The 16,798-nt window shown below is 48.8% G+C and carries 16 protein-coding genes, 16 tRNA genes and 1 rRNA gene; 2 read left to right on the plus strand and 31 right to left on the minus strand.

Going from position 1 to position 16,798, the window contains the following annotated elements:
* Window positions 1-71: 71 nt before the first annotated feature.
* From KJS52_RS25135 to KJS52_RS25180, 10 genes are all read right to left on the minus strand, one after another.
* Entirely contained in the window at window positions 72-1,085 is a 1,014-nt protein-coding gene (locus KJS52_RS25135) for a sensor histidine kinase (protein ID WP_213520066.1), read from the minus strand.
* Window positions 1,082-1,789: a response regulator transcription factor gene (locus KJS52_RS25140; protein WP_213520068.1), complete on the minus strand. Its 708-nt coding sequence runs from the start codon at window positions 1,787-1,789 to the stop codon at window positions 1,082-1,084. The genes KJS52_RS25135 and KJS52_RS25140 overlap by 4 nt, the downstream gene beginning before the upstream one ends.
* 79 nt (window positions 1,790-1,868) lie before the next feature.
* Complete coding sequence (locus tag KJS52_RS25145; protein WP_213520070.1) at window positions 1,869-2,249, minus strand: polysaccharide deacetylase family protein; 381 nt, start codon at window positions 2,247-2,249, stop codon at window positions 1,869-1,871.
* A gap of 143 nt (window positions 2,250-2,392) precedes the next feature.
* A complete protein-coding gene (locus KJS52_RS25150; RefSeq protein WP_213520072.1) occupies window positions 2,393-3,214 on the minus strand; it encodes an HAD-IIA family hydrolase in 822 nt (273 codons plus the stop codon).
* A 76-nt stretch (window positions 3,215-3,290) separates the two neighbouring features.
* The gene (locus KJS52_RS25155; protein WP_213520074.1) at window positions 3,291-4,274 is read right to left on the minus strand and encodes a metallophosphoesterase family protein; all 984 of its coding nucleotides are present in this window, start codon (window positions 4,272-4,274) and stop codon (window positions 3,291-3,293) included.
* Between the two features lie 25 nt (window positions 4,275-4,299).
* On the minus strand, window positions 4,300-5,604 hold the full coding sequence (locus KJS52_RS25160) for an ABC transporter substrate-binding protein (protein ID WP_213520076.1): 1,305 nt from the start codon (window positions 5,602-5,604) through the stop codon (window positions 4,300-4,302).
* Window positions 5,605-5,652: 48 nt separating this feature from the next.
* On the minus strand, window positions 5,653-6,480 hold the full coding sequence (locus tag KJS52_RS25165) for a carbohydrate ABC transporter permease (RefSeq protein WP_213520078.1): 828 nt from the start codon (window positions 6,478-6,480) through the stop codon (window positions 5,653-5,655).
* Window positions 6,481-6,507: 27 nt separating this feature from the next.
* Window positions 6,508-7,398 carry a carbohydrate ABC transporter permease gene (locus tag KJS52_RS25170; RefSeq protein ID WP_213520081.1) on the minus strand — a complete coding sequence of 297 codons (891 nt, stop codon included), beginning with the start codon at window positions 7,396-7,398 and terminating at the stop codon, window positions 6,508-6,510.
* A 235-nt stretch (window positions 7,399-7,633) separates the two neighbouring features.
* Window positions 7,634-8,221: a glycerol-3-phosphate responsive antiterminator gene (locus KJS52_RS25175; protein WP_213520083.1), complete on the minus strand. Its 588-nt coding sequence runs from the start codon at window positions 8,219-8,221 to the stop codon at window positions 7,634-7,636.
* Window positions 8,222-8,319: 98 nt separating this feature from the next.
* Window positions 8,320-8,958: a nitroreductase family protein gene (locus tag KJS52_RS25180; RefSeq protein WP_213520085.1), complete on the minus strand. Its 639-nt coding sequence runs from the start codon at window positions 8,956-8,958 to the stop codon at window positions 8,320-8,322.
* 118 nt (window positions 8,959-9,076) lie between these two features.
* Between KJS52_RS25180 and KJS52_RS25185 the strand changes: the two genes are divergently transcribed.
* Window positions 9,077-9,436: a MerR family transcriptional regulator gene (locus tag KJS52_RS25185; protein WP_213520087.1), complete on the plus strand. Its 360-nt coding sequence runs from the start codon at window positions 9,077-9,079 to the stop codon at window positions 9,434-9,436.
* Between the two features lie 94 nt (window positions 9,437-9,530).
* On the opposite strand, the gene KJS52_RS25190 is transcribed toward KJS52_RS25185, so the two are convergent.
* From KJS52_RS25190 to KJS52_RS25205, 4 genes are all read right to left on the minus strand, one after another.
* On the minus strand, window positions 9,531-10,238 hold the full coding sequence (locus KJS52_RS25190; RefSeq protein WP_246563937.1) for a stalk domain-containing protein: 708 nt from the start codon (window positions 10,236-10,238) through the stop codon (window positions 9,531-9,533).
* 47 nt (window positions 10,239-10,285) lie between these two features.
* Window positions 10,286-11,503 (minus strand): WD40 repeat domain-containing protein, encoded by a 1,218-nt coding sequence (locus tag KJS52_RS25195; protein ID WP_213520091.1) that lies wholly within the window; start codon window positions 11,501-11,503, stop codon window positions 10,286-10,288.
* A 165-nt stretch (window positions 11,504-11,668) separates the two neighbouring features.
* On the minus strand, window positions 11,669-13,174 hold the full coding sequence (locus KJS52_RS25200; protein ID WP_213520093.1) for a sensor histidine kinase: 1,506 nt from the start codon (window positions 13,172-13,174) through the stop codon (window positions 11,669-11,671).
* The gene (locus KJS52_RS25205; RefSeq protein ID WP_213520094.1) at window positions 13,171-13,854 is read right to left on the minus strand and encodes a response regulator transcription factor; all 684 of its coding nucleotides are present in this window, start codon (window positions 13,852-13,854) and stop codon (window positions 13,171-13,173) included. The genes KJS52_RS25200 and KJS52_RS25205 overlap by 4 nt, the downstream gene beginning before the upstream one ends.
* 339 nt (window positions 13,855-14,193) lie before the next feature.
* Here KJS52_RS25205 and KJS52_RS25210 point away from each other — a divergent pair, with 339 nt between their 5' ends.
* The gene (locus KJS52_RS25210; protein WP_213520096.1) at window positions 14,194-14,658 is read left to right on the plus strand and encodes a hypothetical protein; all 465 of its coding nucleotides are present in this window, start codon (window positions 14,194-14,196) and stop codon (window positions 14,656-14,658) included.
* A 271-nt stretch (window positions 14,659-14,929) separates the two neighbouring features.
* Here KJS52_RS25210 and KJS52_RS25215 read toward each other — a convergent pair.
* The 17 genes from KJS52_RS25215 to KJS52_RS25295 form a co-directional block, all read right to left on the minus strand.
* Window positions 14,930-15,015, minus strand: a tRNA-Leu gene (locus KJS52_RS25215).
* Between the two features lie 56 nt (window positions 15,016-15,071).
* Window positions 15,072-15,148: transfer RNA gene (locus KJS52_RS25220), tRNA-Arg, on the minus strand.
* A 36-nt stretch (window positions 15,149-15,184) separates the two neighbouring features.
* A tRNA-Cys gene (locus KJS52_RS25225) sits at window positions 15,185-15,258 on the minus strand.
* Between the two features lie 8 nt (window positions 15,259-15,266).
* Window positions 15,267-15,341: transfer RNA gene (locus tag KJS52_RS25230), tRNA-Gly, on the minus strand.
* A gap of 4 nt (window positions 15,342-15,345) precedes the next feature.
* Window positions 15,346-15,420 (minus strand) — tRNA-Gln (locus tag KJS52_RS25235).
* Between the two features lie 7 nt (window positions 15,421-15,427).
* Window positions 15,428-15,503 (minus strand) — tRNA-His (locus KJS52_RS25240).
* Window positions 15,504-15,523: 20 nt separating this feature from the next.
* Window positions 15,524-15,597: transfer RNA gene (locus KJS52_RS25245), tRNA-Trp, on the minus strand.
* A gap of 3 nt (window positions 15,598-15,600) precedes the next feature.
* A tRNA-Tyr gene (locus tag KJS52_RS25250) sits at window positions 15,601-15,685 on the minus strand.
* Between the two features lie 7 nt (window positions 15,686-15,692).
* Window positions 15,693-15,768: transfer RNA gene (locus KJS52_RS25255), tRNA-Thr, on the minus strand.
* A 16-nt stretch (window positions 15,769-15,784) separates the two neighbouring features.
* A tRNA-Phe gene (locus KJS52_RS25260) sits at window positions 15,785-15,860 on the minus strand.
* A gap of 15 nt (window positions 15,861-15,875) precedes the next feature.
* Window positions 15,876-15,952, minus strand: a tRNA-Asp gene (locus KJS52_RS25265).
* A gap of 30 nt (window positions 15,953-15,982) precedes the next feature.
* Window positions 15,983-16,059, minus strand: a tRNA-Met gene (locus tag KJS52_RS25270).
* Between the two features lie 89 nt (window positions 16,060-16,148).
* Window positions 16,149-16,224, minus strand: a tRNA-Val gene (locus KJS52_RS25275).
* An 18-nt stretch (window positions 16,225-16,242) separates the two neighbouring features.
* Window positions 16,243-16,317 (minus strand) — tRNA-Glu (locus KJS52_RS25280).
* A 14-nt stretch (window positions 16,318-16,331) separates the two neighbouring features.
* Window positions 16,332-16,422, minus strand: a tRNA-Ser gene (locus KJS52_RS25285).
* A 4-nt stretch (window positions 16,423-16,426) separates the two neighbouring features.
* Window positions 16,427-16,502 (minus strand) — tRNA-Asn (locus KJS52_RS25290).
* A 188-nt stretch (window positions 16,503-16,690) separates the two neighbouring features.
* Window positions 16,691-16,798 (minus strand): 23S ribosomal RNA (locus KJS52_RS25295); the annotation flags it as partial.

Raw genomic sequence — 16,798 nt, forward strand, 5'->3', positions numbered from 1 at the left:
ACAACTGAGCTGCCTGTTTTTTTTCACGCTCTGAAAAAAAAATTTCAGCGCTCCGCAAAAAGGCACACCCATCAGGATGTGCCTTCGTTATGAAGCAGCTTTGCCTTGCGCAGCGTCAAGCTAATTGTAGTGCCTTGACCAAGTATGGATTCCAGCTCTACCTCATGTCCAAGCTTGCCTGCAATTTCCTGGACGAGGTATAGCCCCATGCCTGTCGATTCGTGATACTGTCTGCCGCGCTCTCCTGTAAAATACGGATGAAAGACCCGATTGATATCCTCTGGAGCAATGCCAATCCCTTGATCACGAATGTGAAGCTTGATATGCTCCCCCATATCCTCTGCAGCGAGATGAACCTCTTTGCCTGGCCCGCCCGAATAATTTACAGCATTGATTAAAATCTGCCCCAGCATAAAACGGAACCATTTGGCATCTGTATATACCTGGATCTCGTTATCAATCGCAAATTTCGGGGTAATTCCTTTACGTATGAACAGCTTGCGGTTCTCCACAACTGCCTCGCTTGCAAGCTTGCGCAGTCCAATGGACTCGACGGCAAAATCATGCTCAAAATGCTCCAATCGTGCGGTATACAGCACCATATCAAGTCCTTTACGGATACGCTCCAGCTCTTCGCGGATACTTTCTGAGGTCCGGTCATCCTCCAATTCAGAAATCGACAGCTGGATGACGGAGATCGGTGTTTTCATCTGATGAACCCAGCGATTCATAAAGGTCAAATGCTGTTCAGTCCGGCTTTGATGGCGATGCAGCTGCTCGCGATATAAGCGTTCGTAGTGGGTAATTCGCTCATGAACCGCTTCTGGCAATGGCGCATCTCCTGGCGCTGGATTGAAAAACTCCTCGCCAAGCTCCTCTGAGGATAGCTCCTTGTACATCGTCCGATGTGTAAAATAGCGAAATCCGAGATAAACGAGCAGCACCGCGCCGCTCAGTAAAACGCCATACAGCATAATCCACATCGGACGTCCTTCGCCAGTCAGCCAATACAACAGTGGAACCAGAAGCATTTGCACAATAAAAAACAGAACGAGCGGCAGCTGATCCTTCCAAAACAGCTTCATGCCAATAGCTCCTTGCCTGATGCAATGCGATAGCCTGCTCCCCGTACAGTTTCGATGCAATCGCCTGCTCCCAGTTCCCTAAGCTTGCGGCGCACCCTTGTGATGTATACATTGAGCGTATTGTCATCAATAAAATGCTGATCCTCCCACATCATATCCAGCAGCCGCTCCCGGCTTACAACGCGACCGCCTCTCTCCATTAGCATCGCAAGCAGCTCAGCTTCCTTCTGCGTAAAATCAATCGTATGCCCGTCATAGGCAGCAATATAGCGCTCTCGATATAATATAATTCCTGCATATTCAATAGTCTGCTCCTGCTGCTCCTGGACAGACGAATATGCCCCTACTGCGCGACGCAGCTGGCTGCGCACTTTGGCCATCACAATTTCCATATCAAAGGGCTTCGTAATGTAATCGTCGGCTCCATTTTCCAGAGCCATAATTTGATCCATTTGCCCATCGCGTGCGGAGATGAATATGATCGGGCAAAGTGACTGTGTCCGGATTTGTCTGCACCAATAAAAGCCGTCGAATTTCGGCAAATTGACATCCAGCAGCACCAGGTCCGGCTTCGTTTCCATGAAGGCTTGGAGCACTTGACTGAAATCCTCTACAACTTTGGCAGTATAATCATATTTGGCAAGCGATGAGCGCAGCTTGTCGGCTATTTTCAAATCATCTTCCACGATGAGAATTGTATACACTTGAGCCTGACTCCCTTCAGTCGGTATCTTGTACTTACCACTATACCGAAAAGGGCAGCTTTACTCCAGCGGATAAGCGTCAAGCTTGACGAATCGAAAGCCTCTTTTTTTCAATTCCGGAATCGCCGCGATTACCCTTATTGGCATCAATCCATCGGGTGTTAATAAATAATGTGGCAGGGACGTTTTCCTTAATCAAATAATCGATCAATTTGCGGTCATATCCGCTCCCTCCCTTACCGCCACAAGCATCAAAGGTAAGGGCAATGACCTTATCCTTTGTCGCCATTCGGGTTAGTACACCTGTAACCCTTGAGCCCCATTGCGTAGGCGCTTGCCCTTCATATCGGCGAATCAATTGCTCCTTAACCTCCTGCTCCTTGGCGCTCAAGGAATCCTCATTGATAAAGAGCATAAACGACAGACCGACCAAGGACAGGCAGAACAAGATGGTTTTCATCGGTTGCCCCTCCTTAATTAAGTTAAGAATAGCCTTTCCCTATAAATTGCATTCTATGTTTCTTCTTGTCTAACGACGGCACAAAGAGCCTGCCCAGGTCATTAGGACCAAGACAGGCTCTGTTGAAAGCTTGAGACAAAAATTTACACCTTTCCGTTTTCCTGCAAGAGCATTTCATACAACTCAGACAGTGCATTTACGATCACCGTCGGCACCATTGCAAAGTTATCGAATTCTCCCTGCTGCGAATGAAGGTCGTTTTGAATCCATACCGTTTTCATCCCGATCTGCTCCGCGCCAGCAATATCGGTCGTTAAATTATCTCCGATCATTACACATTCGGCAGGTTTGACATCATAGCTGCGCATTGCCAGTTCATACAACCAGGCATGCGGCTTGCCAATGCTGAGTGCAGAGCTGCCGAGGATCGACTCAACAGCGGCGAGCAGAGCACCAGTCTCGGGAACAAGACGTCCGCCCTCACCCGGATGCGAATAGTCTGGATTAGTGCTGATGATACGCGCTCCTCTTGCTGCTTCATTGACGATTTGCTCTAGCCTGAAGTAATTAAACTCCGTATCTCTGCCTATGACGACGGCATCGGCTTGAGCTGAACAAGTCCAGCCCAGCACGTTATGGCCGGCATTAGCGAGCGCATCGTTCAAACTTTCGCTTCCCGCTGTCTTTACGGCCATTGGACCAAACGCATCCTTCAAAAAGACAGCTACCGCTTCTGTAGCGCTGAAGATCATTTCAGCTTCTAGTCGAAGCCCCATCTTCGACAGCTTGTCGCGAATTTCAACGGCGTTCTCCCGCGAGTTGTTCGTGATAAAGCCGATCCGATAACCTTGCTCTCGGAGCAGACCAAGCAAATCATTCGCCCGTTCAGCCAGCTTGCCGCCGAAATAGATGCACCCATCAAGGTCAAAAAACAAAGCTCGAATCCCATCCATCCATCGTTCCATTCCCAAGCTCCGATCTAATCTGTGTGAATATGTCATAGCTTTATCCATCGAACATGGCTTTGCCAATCCAGTCGGCTTAGCCTTTCGCAGCCGCCTGTTTTACATAAGCGTCCAGCGTGTCCGTGCCGCCCTCGCCTTCCAGCAGGATGACCTCGAATTGTGGAACGCCGCCACGTACTTTGACGGACAGGATGTGATGGATGTCGCCATTGCCCTCGAAACAGTGCAGTCCGCCCGTTTTGCCCATTTGAATATATTGACGCCCATGCTTCTCGGTCACTTCCAGATAGTGCACGTGGCCAGATACGACCGTATATGGACGATTAGCAAGTAACTGTTCAAGTCGTTCAAAGATCGGATCTGGCTTCTTCCAGGCCGGCTGATGCAGGCAGACAAACGTCCAGTCAACATCGGTATTTTCTGCTAACACCCGCTCAAAGAAGTCGATTTGCTCGCTGCTCAGATGCGGATCAATAAGCGTATCCTCATTCATCTTAAACGCCTCTGCTGGTAAACCTTCACCTGCCAACTCCCGCATCAGGTCCATAAATAGCGACTCGGGCTTGCGAATCAGCTCTCGGTTCACCTGCTGCATAATTTGCAGCATCGACTCTGGCAGCGTTAGCGGCTCCGTCTCCGTATTGGCGACAAGGAACAAGGTACGATCATAACGGAATGCATAGTAGTCGACTCCTTTGCGTTCACGCCATACATTGATCATCGCTTCGGTACCATAATCGTGGTTGCCAACTGTTTGGAACAGTGGAATGCCAAGTTCTGCTAGCATAGGGTCGATCCGATCCCACTCACCATGCGCCTCCGCCTCATCCGTCCAGTAGCCCTCTACCAGATCGCCAATTGAAATAATAAAGTCTGGATTCAATTGCTTCGCAGCCTCCAGCCCTTTCTCGAACATCCCGTGCACTGCCCCTCCTGTGCGATCGCTAATGAAAGCAAAATCATAATCGCCGCCTGACGGCACTGGCAGTTCTCCAAACCAAGGACCTTTATTTGTAGTGAACTTTGCATTGTCGACCATCACTTCACGTTTTCTCGTCATTTCGATACGCCTCCCAATATCATCATTAAGATTTAATAAGTGCATTCGCTTGTTTGGCTGCTTCCTTCATCGCTTCCTCAGGCGTCTTCTGTCCCTGCAATGCTGCCTGAACCTGGTCTGTTATAATCTTCTGTATGCGTGTACCACCGCTGCCAGGGAAGTTGAACCAAGGCACCATTTCGTCAATTTGCTCATACGTAGCTTTGTAAACCGGATTTTCCTCTAAAAACTTCTGCATTTCTGGATCATCCAATGCGGATTGTCTCGACACCATGTAACCAGTCGATTTGGAAATTTGAACAGTGCGTTGAGGATCGATCATAAATTTCATAAAGTCCCATGCCGCCTCTTGCTTGGCAGGGTCTTGCGTGAAAATCATCAGATTCGCTCCACCAGCTGGAACGACGCGTTTGCCCTCGAAGGTCGGGAACGGAGCTGTCCGCAAGTCAAATTGTGCCGTTGGCAAGATTTGCCCTAGTCCAGCAGTTGTGTTGGCAAGCATCGAAACATCGCCTTTAGCCATCGCTTCAAATGTTTGCTGCAGCTGCAGGAGCGGCATCGACTTGTCCTTGATGACAAGGTCAGTCACAGCTTGAACTGCTTTTACGCTCGCTTCGGAATCAAGTCCAACTGTCTTCCCGTCCTCAGACATCATGCTTCCTCCGTACGTCTCCATCAGCGCCTGATAAAGCCAGCCAAAGTCGATCGGCACGCTAGCGCCATAATGACCGTCACTCGTCAATTGCTTGGCGACAGACGCAAATTCCTCCCATGTTTGCGGCGGATTTTCAGGATCTAGCCCTGCCGCTTTGAAATGATCGACATTATAATATAAAATTGGTGTGCTGATGCCATATGGCAGACCGATCAGCTGTCCCTGATCATTTTTTCCTAGCTCCAGCATAGTAGGAAAAAAGTCGGACATGTCGTAGCCATCCTGCTCGATAAACGGCTCAAGCGGTACGGCCTTCATTACGTCATTGGCAAAGCTCGTATAAAGCAGTCCATTCGATACGATGTCTGGCAGCTTTTTAGCCGCTGCTTGTACCTGCAGCTTCTCAACAATGCCCTCATAGCTGTTTTGTACATACACTGCTTTGACCTTCACCTTGTCCTGTGAGCTGTTGTATTCGTTCACCAGGGAGTCGATCAACTCACCGCCCCAAATGTTCCAAAATTCGATTTCCACCGGCTCAGAGCTTTGCGCCGAGCTCGTGTTATCGGAAGCGGTAGGCGAAGCCGTTGGCGCAGCATTGTTCGAGCCGGAGCCGCAAGCAGCCAGCGAAATAGCTAGTAAACCTAAAAACAATCCCATCCATGTTTTTTTCACGTCAATTCTCTCCTTTTTATTTTTGTATATAAACCAGAGCGAGGATCATTAACCCTTTAAACCGCTCTGGGCGAAGCCATCAACAATGTAACGCTGGGCAACCAAATATAAAATCAGCACCGGAACCATGGACAACGTCGCAATCGCCATCGTTGCTCCCCAATCCATCTGCGTCTCTGTGCGGAAATATTGGAACGCAAGCGGCAGCGGCATTAGCTCCGGATCAGTCAGCACGAGCAGTGGCCAGTTGAACTCGTTAAAATTGGATAAAAAGGCGATAACGCCGAGCGTCCACAGTATCGTGCCGGACATGCGGATGTACACGGTCCAAAGCAGTCGGAATGCTCCGGCTCCGTCAATCGCAGCCGCTTCCGCCAATTCTCTCGGAATGGAAATAAACGACTGCCGCAGCAGAAAAATCGCAAAGCCGCTAGCTAAATGCGGGACAATAACGCCGGTTAGCGTATTTAGCGCGTCCAGCTGATTCACAATCAGATAGGTTGGCACAAGCGTCACCTGCATCGGAATCATCATCGTCATCAGTACGAACAAAAACAGGATGTCGCGGCCCGGAAATCGATAATAAGCAAAGGCGAATGCTGCGCAGACACCGATAAACACTTGTCCCAGCGTTTGAATGACTCCGATGCGCAAGCTGTTGCCCAACCAGCGGAAAAATGGCACCTCGGTTAATGCTTTAACATAATTTTCCCAATGCAGCGGTCCCGTCCAGACAAGATGACCGGAAAATACGTATTGCTCCGACCGCAGTGAAATAGAGATCATCCAAATAATCGGAATCATCGTTAACAGCCCTAGTCCGATCAGCAGCACATGCTTGCCTGTCTCCTCCGTCAGCTTCCATAAGCGCTCCATTGCAGCCACCTCCTTTCGATGTATGGTTTAATAGTGAACCGTGCTCCGGGAAAGACGGAGTTGAACGGTTGTGATCAACAGAATAATGGCAAACAGGATGACCGAAATTGCTGCAGCCTTGCCGATGCTGAAAAACTGAAAAGCCTCCTGGTATAGCTGGTACACCAGCACGTTTGACGAATTGTTCGGACCGCCGCCCGTCATAATTTTAATGAGTGCAAAGTTTTGGAATGAAGAGATGATGCCCATTATGACGATAAACAGCGTAATTGGCGAGAGCAGCGGCAGTATAATATGAACCAGCCTGCGCCAGCGGCCTGCGCCATCAATCGAAGCAGCTTCGTACAATCCTTTATCGATCGACTTCAGCCCTGATACATACAGCAGCATTTCATAGCCAAAGCCTTTCCAGATACCGACAATCGCTACCGCCCATAATGAAGAGGATGTGTCCGACAGCCAATTCGGTCCGTCAATGCCAAAGAGCATCAGAAGGGAATTGACAATACCGCGTTGATCGTCGTACATCAAGCTCCATACAATCGCTATAACAGCAATTGGGGAGACGACTGGCAAATAGAACAGGAAACGGTACACGACTCGTCCTCGCATCAGACTTTCCATTAACAAGGCCAGCCCGAGGCCAAGAGCAATCGAAATGGGCATCGTCATGAGCAAATAAAGCAGCGTATTGCGCATCGACTTCCAAAACACTTCATCATCCAGCAGCACCGCGTAGTTCTCCAAGCCAACGAAGGTTCGTTCTGGGCTAATCATATCCCATTGCTGGAAGCTGAGCAGGAACGTGAACAGGAACGGATAGACGAAGAATACAGCGTACAAAAGTAACGCAGGTATTAGAAAAAATAACGGCAACAACAGCATTTTCCGGCGATAGCCGAGGATGGGTTTCTTCAAGTTTTTTCCTCCTTTGTGTGAAAATGAGAAAAAGCTCATCCCAACAATACATAGAGGCAAGAAGCCTATATGATTGTTGTTCAGAGCTTTCTCTTAGACATCACCCTAAACAATAACCGCAAGAATTCGGATTAATTGTTATATGATTTAATTGCTATTGTCGACATGTCTATATGTTAGTCCCAATTATTCATCGGCATGTTAACAGAATGTTAAATGGATGTTAAATCTTTGGCTAGTCGCTAAGCTGCGCAAATGACAGATTCCACAATGCTTTGTCGCTTACCGAAAGCGAAGTTGCCCCTGCTGCCAGAGCGGCGGATGCCTCGGCTTCCGTGCGGATCAAGCCGCTTGCGACAAGCGGAGTTGTTTCAAGCTCTGACGCGAATGTGCGAATGATTTTGTCAATGACACCCGGCATCAGCTCGACGCCGTCCGGCTCCAACTGATGGCATAGCTTTAACCCATTCTCCAGCGCACCTGAATCGATGACGAAAAGATGGAGAATACCGTATAAGCCGCAACGCTTCGCTTCTTTGATCAAATGTGCTTTCGGCGTAACAATTCCGTCAGCTCCCGCATATTCGGCAACCCATTCGACACTCTCGCGATCCGTGTTAGACAAGCCGCGAATTAGGTCAATATGGACGAAGGCTCCTTTGCCGACCTCCTTCGTTAGCCGCACGCTGTCAACGATCTCCTTAACCGTTCCCCCCATGAAAAACAAATTGTCCACCTCGCTGTCCAAGGCATAATTCAAGTCTTCCATTCGGCGGACGGCTGCGATGATCGGATGGCCTCCAATTTTATGCAAAAGCCTCATAATAATTCCACCTCTTATTTTGTCTATTTCTGTCGATAGAACTATTATTGAGGTGAAATGTTTGCGGAGTATCCGATTTAGATTAATTGAATTTAAAATTATCTCCAAAATGTAATCTTGTCAGGAGCTAATCGAACCGATTCGTAACCTTCTTCTTTGGCTTTTCCAATCGAAAGCATCATGACTGGAGCGTAGCGCTCTTCATCCAAATCAAAGGCTTTGGCGATCTGATCCGTTTCAAATCCAGCCATTGGATTCGTATCATACCCATGGGCACGTGCCACTAGCATAAATTGCATGGCAAAAAGGCTGCTGTCGATTTTGGCAACTTCTACTTTCAATTCTTTGGATAAAGTCGGGAACATCGATAAAATGGTTTCGAGCTGACGATCTCTTACTTCTGCTGGCATCTTTCCTTGTTCCACTGCCGTATTGTAAATTTCTTCAGCATATAGATAGCTTTGAGTATCGCCGAAAATTAATAACATAGCTGACGACGTATCATTTTGCAGCGTATTGAAACGGACAAGAGGTCTTAGCTTTTCTTTCCCTTCTGGAGTATCCACGACAACTACACGCCAAGGCTGCATATTCGCCGAAGAAGGAGCCAAGCTTGCTTCCGCAATCATTTCGTTCAGCTCTTCCCTTGATATTTTAACGGTCTCATCATACTTGCGCACAGAACGACGCTCCTTGACGATATTGGCGAAATCATTATTTACAATATTGCTGAACATAAAATCTCTCCTTATCAATAACAGTAGATTTTGACATCATGTAATGTCAGCTGTTATCATAATCCGTATTATGAACTATGAACTTAGGTTTATAGCAACAAAAAAATGAGGTCATAATATGAAAATAAATGAGGTTTCAAAGCGAACCAATCTACCGATATCAACATTGAGATTTTATGAACGCAAAAACATAATTCCGAACGAATTTGTTAAAAGAGACGAAAATAATTATCGGGTGTATGCTGAGGAAATTGTTGAGTTTATAGAGGATATAAAGTCGCTTTTATCCGCAGACTTTTCGATTGAGGAATTAAGCTTGCTGCTTAATCAACAGCTAAACTTGTCCTACGAGGAAAAGAGAATCATCGTTGAGCAAAAAATTAAAGAAATTGAAGATATTCAAAGACGATTGAACAAGTCGAAGAAATTTTTAAAAGATATTTTAGAAGGTAAAGTGAATTTTCAAACGAAATGCTAGGCAAGCTGCAAATAAAAAGGCCCCAGGAAGATAACGAAACTAAAACCCGCGAAAAGCCTTGTAAATCAAGGTTTTCACGGGTTTCTTGATGTATTTACTTCAGCTTCGCCACAGTTACTGCCACCTGTTCAAGCTGCTTCTCGCTCAACGTATCGTCAGGCGAACTCAATGTGATAAAGCGGTCGTTCAACTCGAAGCTTAGCATCGGTGTCTTATCCGGTGTATACCATTTGGCGTGAACTCCATTCGACAGCGTTACCGTCTTGCCATCGTACAAATAAGCATAATCCCGCGGCGATACAGTCACCGTCATGTGCTTAAAGAGCAAATTTACTCCATCCTCCGAGTCGCCAACCTTTTCGAAGGCATCTCCTTTGATCATTTGTGCTGGCGCATAAGGCGTTTCGAAGGATTCAAATTTCGCATACGCCTGGGTGATCTCCTTCAACTGCGCCTCGGTGTAATTCACGGTGATCAAGCCCTCGTTGGCGTTGTTGTTCTCGACTTTCTTTCCACCAATCAGAACCTGTTTCTTGCTGGCGTCATAGCTGACCGACACATTCAGCGCATCGCCAAGCGCACGCACCGGTAAATAAGTCGTGCCGTTATAGGTGATCGGCGTTAATTTATTGCCTTGTCCGTCAACCAGGGAATACGCCTCCCCATTGATTTGTATGCCGAGCTGATGATTGAGGTAAGCAGTAATCTTTTGCATTTGTGTGCCTGCATACACGCCGGCTGCGCCTGTTAAAGCCATGCCAGCTACAGCTACAGTGATGATCGATTTTTTCACCATATTCATATGATTCATTCTCCTTCATTTAATGATTGTGGATCATTAGGGCGAGTCTAAAACGTAAAATCAATAATGTTCGTGACGAGCAGCGACTTCGGATCATCCAGCGTGAAGCCCAGCCTGCTGCCGGATGGACTCCAGCTAAATGGATACACGGGATGAGGCATCGGATCGCTGGCAGCATAATACTGCGCTAGCGGGATTACTCGGCCCGAGCTGGTGTCGAAAATATATACCCCATTCATCCCTGTCCTGTCCTCGGTATAAACGTCAAACGCCAGCTTCGCGGAATCAGGGGACCAGGAGATGTAGGAAATCATGTCGCCTTTGCCGATCAGCGAGCCTTGCAGGCTTCCTGCCGCATCGTAGATCAGCAGCTCGCTTCCTTTATTATCGGATTGCGAAGCTGTCGATACCGCGATATACAGACCGTCTGGCGAAATTTCGAAGCCCCAGACGTCCTGAATCAGGCTGATCGGCTTCGATTGCCCCGGTTCAAACACCTTCAGCACATAGTGATCATCGGTATAATAAATCCGTCCGTGGCTTACGCCAAATTGCCCGAAAAGCTCTGCATCAGGATCATTCAGCGTTACAACCGTCGCATTCCCGTCCGCAGCCGAGATGTAGCGAATTTCTCCGCGCCCGCTTATGGAGCCAGCGGCCAAAATATACGTGTCTGCATTCAGCCAGCCGCCCCGCTCTAAATAATTGTCGCCCTTGATCTGAATCGTTTGACCTGTCTGATTGTTTTTCATAAAATTGTCCGCGACATATTTGTCCTTCCATTTCTGGATGAAGCTATAGCTGCCGTCTGGCGAAATGGTTTCGTTGACGAGCGTATATCCGTTAACCTGCCGTACTCCCTCCCCGGTATTTTCCCTGCTCTGGCCAGTGTTAATATTTACGATGGAGGACGTGTATTCATATTGAGGTTCCTCCGTCGCGGTTCCCTCTTTCACCAGCTTAGTCGTTTCGATGCTGACCTCATCCTCCGACAGCCAGGACTGAATGCTCGCCGCCTCAAGCCGATGCGTGCTGACAACCGCAAGTTCTCGGTCAGCCTGCTGTTCCGGCTGCTTGACAACGGTCAGCTTCCGTTCACTGCTCGAAACAGACTCCAAGCTCTGACCTGTCTGCGTCCCGGCTCGGCTGGCATCAGGGTCAACCACTGTAAGCCGTTCCCCTGAAGCCTGGCAGCCAACTATAGCTAATGACAAAACCACGGCCGCAAAAAACTTGATGCCGGACATGCCAGCCTTTTGTTGCATATATACTACCTCCAACTCGCCACAGGGGCACAGTCTCAAGCGTTCTGCTCATTGGCTTCGGCTTCTTCAGCATCCCCTGTTGAGCTTAGTATAGAAAAGAATTATCCCGAAAACATATCCGACTTGTAACGTTCCTGTAACATCTGAGCCTCCAATACAAATAAACTATACCGGTTGTTTTGTTCGCTGTAGGGGCAGCATAATGACAAACAGCGAGCCCTCCGCCCCGGAGGCTGCAAGCTCAACCGTTCCGCCCTGCTTCTCCGCCAGACCTTTCACGAGCGACAGACCGAGTCCCGTCCCTCCGTGGGTTCTTGAGCGGTCAGCACTCACGGTATAGAATGGATCGAAGATTTTTTCCCTAGCCTCTTCGGGAATACCGATGCCGGTATCGCGTACCTTAATGTTCATCCAACCAAGTCCATCCTGCCCCCGCACCGCCTCATTGGATAACAGCACCTTTCCGCCCGGTTTATTATATTTAATCGCATTATCCAGCAAATTCAGCACCATATGCATTAGGTTTTCCGGATCAGCCCATACGGAGCCTTCCTCCAGTGTCGAGACGATCTCGATTCCATACCTTCCCGCCTTCGCCTGCAGGCGGTCCACCGCCTCCTGAAGCAAAGGTAGCAAGCTGACTGATTTCGCATATGTCTCAAACTCGTAAACGTCCATGGAAGAAAGCTTCAGTGCCTTTTCTACGAGCCCATACAGCCGCGCCGCCTCTTTGCCGATTTGCTTGCCCGCCTCATCCAGAAGCTCCGGGTCATCCCGGTACATATCCAGGAGGTCGGCATAGGCGAGAATGGAGGTTAACGGCGTTTTGAGCTCGTGGCTAATATTGCCGATAAACTGCTTCTGCTGCTTTTCCAGCTGTTGCAGGCGGGCAACGGCCTCCAACAGCTTGCTTTTTTCCTCGGTCAGTTGGGAGAGAGATGAGGAGATTCTCCCGCTCATCTCATAAATGCCCTGCGCCAGCTCACCAAGCTCATCGGCACGGCTAACCGTTGGAGCAGACAAATACTTTCCATCCCCAATGTCCTGCGCAGCCTCATTCAGCCGATCAATAATATGAGCCTGCCGCCACACATAAAGGAAGCCTAGCAGGAATCCAGCCACTAGCACCAACACGCCAGTAACCCAAAACAAACGCTGTATCCTTTCGTAAAAAGCATGCTGCTCGGCAAGCGATACGTGGAACTGAATCGTGCCCACCAGCTTGCCCTCGGCATTGTAGAGTGGCGCCAAATAGAGCAGCCTGTCTCCTTCTGTAATATAAGCCGATTGCCCTTGCGCTGTATAGGCAAGGGCATCCTTCACGTCCGCCTTCGGCTGAAATGGCAGCGAGGTGCCTGCGAGCGTACCGTCTTGCTTATACAGTGTGACAGGCAGACCACTTTGTGCACCAAGATCAACTGCTAGCCGCTGACCGCTTCGCTCCATGAAATCGTCCGCAGCTAGCGAGCCGCTCGTAATCCCCTCCTGACGCACCCGTAAATTGGCAGCCTCCGTCTTTTCAGCCAGCGTTTGCTCCAGCCGGTCTCGCTGATCATCCTGAATACCTGCAAGCACGAGGAAGCTGAGCACCCCAATCACGGTAGCAAGCAGCACAGCAAGCAGCACAGCAGCCTTCCACTTGAGTCCCAATCGCCAGGCTCGCCGCCTCATAGCAGCGACTCCGTGCTTTTATAGCCAATACCGTACACGGTTTGGATCACGTCATGCCATTTCCCCAGCTTCTTGCGCAGCCGCTGAACATGTATGTCCACTGTCCGCGTCCCGCCCGCAAAATCCATATCCCACACCTGCTCCAGCAACGACTCCCGGGTGAAAACCCGTTCTGGATTCCGGGCGAGCAGTGCCAGCAAATCAAATTCCTTGGGCGTCAGCTCGATCATCACTCCCTCTACGTGAACCGTACGGTTCAGCAGGTTGATTGACAGGCCTGCCAGCTGAACCAGCTCCTGCACTTCCACAACTGTTTGTGGCCTGCGGCGCGACAAGGCTTTGACCCTGGCGATAATTTCCCGCATGTCAAACGGCTTCGTCATATAATCATCAGCACCAAGCTCCAGACCCAGCACCTTGTCAACGATATCGTTTTTAACCGTCAGCAGCAAAATCGCCGGCCGCAAAGGCCGGCCTTCCAGCCTGCGGCACACATCGTAACCGCTCAAGCGCGGCATCATCACATCGAGCACCATAACATCCGGCTTGAACGTGTCTACACGTTCCAGCGCTTCCTGACCGTCTGCTGCAGTCTCCACCATATATCCCTCTCTCCGCAGCGCATAAGCCACCGCCCCGGAAATGCTCGCTTCATCATCAACAACAAGTACCTTTGTCATGCACAGACTCCTTTGCTCGTTACTTGAGACATTTGTGATTTCTATTCTATCTACCTGTCAGTAAAAAGCAACTTTATCTTCCCACTAATATTCATATCCAATCATACTTGCCCATAATACGAAAAAAGCCCCCAGAATGCATGATCCTGAAAGCTTAGTGTATGTAGTTGATGCTGGTGAGGGATAATCCTAAACGATCATAACCTGCCAACTTATGGATCGATGTTTTCTCAAGATCAGAATTAATTTTTTGTGATAATTTTCTAATGAATACTAATTTGAAACAGCTTAAACAAACCTTTATGATGATAATGACCACTTGGAGAGGAGAACAACAATATGACAACAGAAATAACACCAAGCGACCTACGTAATTTTACTGTTTCCACCGAAATTTTCTTTAAGCCAAATCTCGATATTTATGCACAAATGACTTATATCGTACTTAGCTCCAGTACGTCTGATGCTGCTTCACTTACAATCGATGAGGTTGCCAAAAAAGGGCGCATGACGACGAAGCAAGCGGTCAAATCGATGCAAACGCTGATTCAAGAGAAGCTTATTCCACATAAATTGTTCCGCAAGATGATTGGGGAGTTTCAGGATGACCGACTCTCCTGGGCTGCCAAGGGGTTGCTTACCTACTGTAAGGAGCATCGAAACATTACACTTTCGGAGCTGCTGAACCTTTCCGACCAGTCTAGCGAAGACGAGAACAGCATTCGCAAGGCACTGGCGGAGCTTGAAATGTACGGCTATTTCGAGGAGCTGCCGGAGCTGCGAAAATTGGTACATAGTCAATAAGAATTAAAAAGCAGGGCAATTTCTCACGCATTATGCGAGAAATGTCCTGCTTTTTTAGCACATAAAGATAAAGACGAGCAGTGTGTTGACGATAAAATTGATCCAGTTAAGCCAGACCTTAAAATACTGGAAATTACTGAGACTAGGATAATCAGCCAACATTTAATAATTATTCCACCACAGCAAAAAATTTATTAGTATTTGGAGTGAAGTCCTAAAAATATAAAAAAGCCCCCAGAATGCATGATCCTGAGAGCTTAATATATGTAGTTGGTGCTGGTGAAGGGACTTGAACCCCCACTCCGTCGCCGGAAGCGGATTTTGAGTCCGCCGCGTCTGCCATTCCGCCACACCAGCATGTGTGTCTTGCTATTTGATTCTCTCCCTTTACCCTCGCCACAGTCAAGGTAAGGTGGCGCGGCCTAAGAGATTCGAACTCCTGACCTTTTGATTCGTAGTCAAACGCTCTATCCAGCTGAGCTAAGGCCGCATGTCTTGCTTATTTCTCACTGCTTGGTCATAGTTGTGGAGGCGCCACCCAGACTCGAACTGGGGGTAAAGCTTTTGCAGAGCTCTGCCTTACCACTTGGCTATGGCGCCATGCACTATGGAGCGGAAGACGGGAATCGAACCCGCGACCCTCGCCTTGGCAAGGCGATGCTCTACCGCTGAGCCACTTCCGCAAAATGGCTGGGGATCAAGGATTCGAACCTTGGAATGACGGAGTCAAAGTCCGTTGCCTTACCGCTTGGCTAATCCCCAGTATGTATGGGGCGATCGATGGGACTTGAACCCACGAGTGCCGGAGCCACAATCCGGTGCGTTAACCCCTTCGCCACGACCGCCACAATAATATTCTCTTCTTTGGCAGGGGCAGCAGGAATCGAACCCACACCAAAGGTTTTGGAGACCTTTGTTCTACCTTTAAACTATGCCCCTAAATGGTGGGAGATGATGGATTCGAACCACCGAACTCGATGAGAACAGATTTACAGTCTGCTGCGTTTGGCCACTTCGCTAATCTCCCATGGCAATGGTGCCGCCTAGAGGACTTGAACCCCCAACCTACTGATTACAAGTCAGTTGCTCTACCAATTGAGCTAAAGCGGCATATTTAGTTTCGTAGTGGTGGCTCGGGACGGAATCGAACCGCCGACACGAGGATTTTCAGTCCTCTGCTCTACCGACTGAGCTACCGAGCCCGATTGTTGCTGTAATGGCGGAGCTGACGAGATTCGAACTCGCGGTCTCCTGCGTGACAGGCAGGCATGTTAGGCCTCTACACCACAGCTCCGTACAACAATTCGGTCTTGCTTGTTTTTTTTGGTTGCGGGGGCAGGATTTGAACCTGCGACCTTCGGGTTATGAGCCCGACGAGCTGCCGAACTGCTCCACCCCGCGTCATTTCACCCAAAAAAGTGAAGAGTATTCCAGGTCGCATATTCCGATTACTTTTTCGGGGACCCGGTAAATCTAACCTTTTGGAATTATGGTGGAGGATGACGGGATCGAACCGCCGACCCTCTGCTTGTAAGGCAGATGCTCTCCCAGCTGAGCTAATCCTCCATATTGTTGTAAAAATAGTGGTGACCCGTAGGGGATTCGAACCCCTGTTACCTCCGTGAAAGGGAGGTGTCTTAACCCCTTGACCAACGGGCCACATAAATTAAATCTGGCGGAGAGCTAGGGATTCGAACCCTAGATACCGGATTAGGGTATACACGATTTCCAATCGTGCTCCTTCGACCACTCGGACAGCTCTCCGTGCTGGCTCCCCGAACAGGACTCGAACCTGTGACAACTCGATTAACAGTCGAGTGCTCTACCGACTGAGCTATCAGGGAACATTAATAGCAAATATAGATTCTTATGAAGGCTTGCACCCTCAAAACTGGATATGAAAGCTTGATTCATCGTGCGATCGATGGTTAGAAGTTGTTACGCTTCTATGATTTTTCCCGATATTCTCGGGGTCCCCGCAAAGGATTCGGAATCTCCGTCGAAGCCATTGCTTCACTTTGTGGGGTACATTTAGGATAAGCCCTCGACCGATTAGTACTGGTCAGCTCCATGCATTGCTGCACTTCCACCCCCAGCCTATCAACCTCGTCGTCTTCAAGGGGTCTTACTAGTTGGGAAA

It is taken from the genome of Paenibacillus montaniterrae (assembly GCF_018403185.1).
Taxonomy (GTDB): domain Bacteria; phylum Bacillota; class Bacilli; order Paenibacillales; family Paenibacillaceae; genus Pristimantibacillus; species Pristimantibacillus montaniterrae.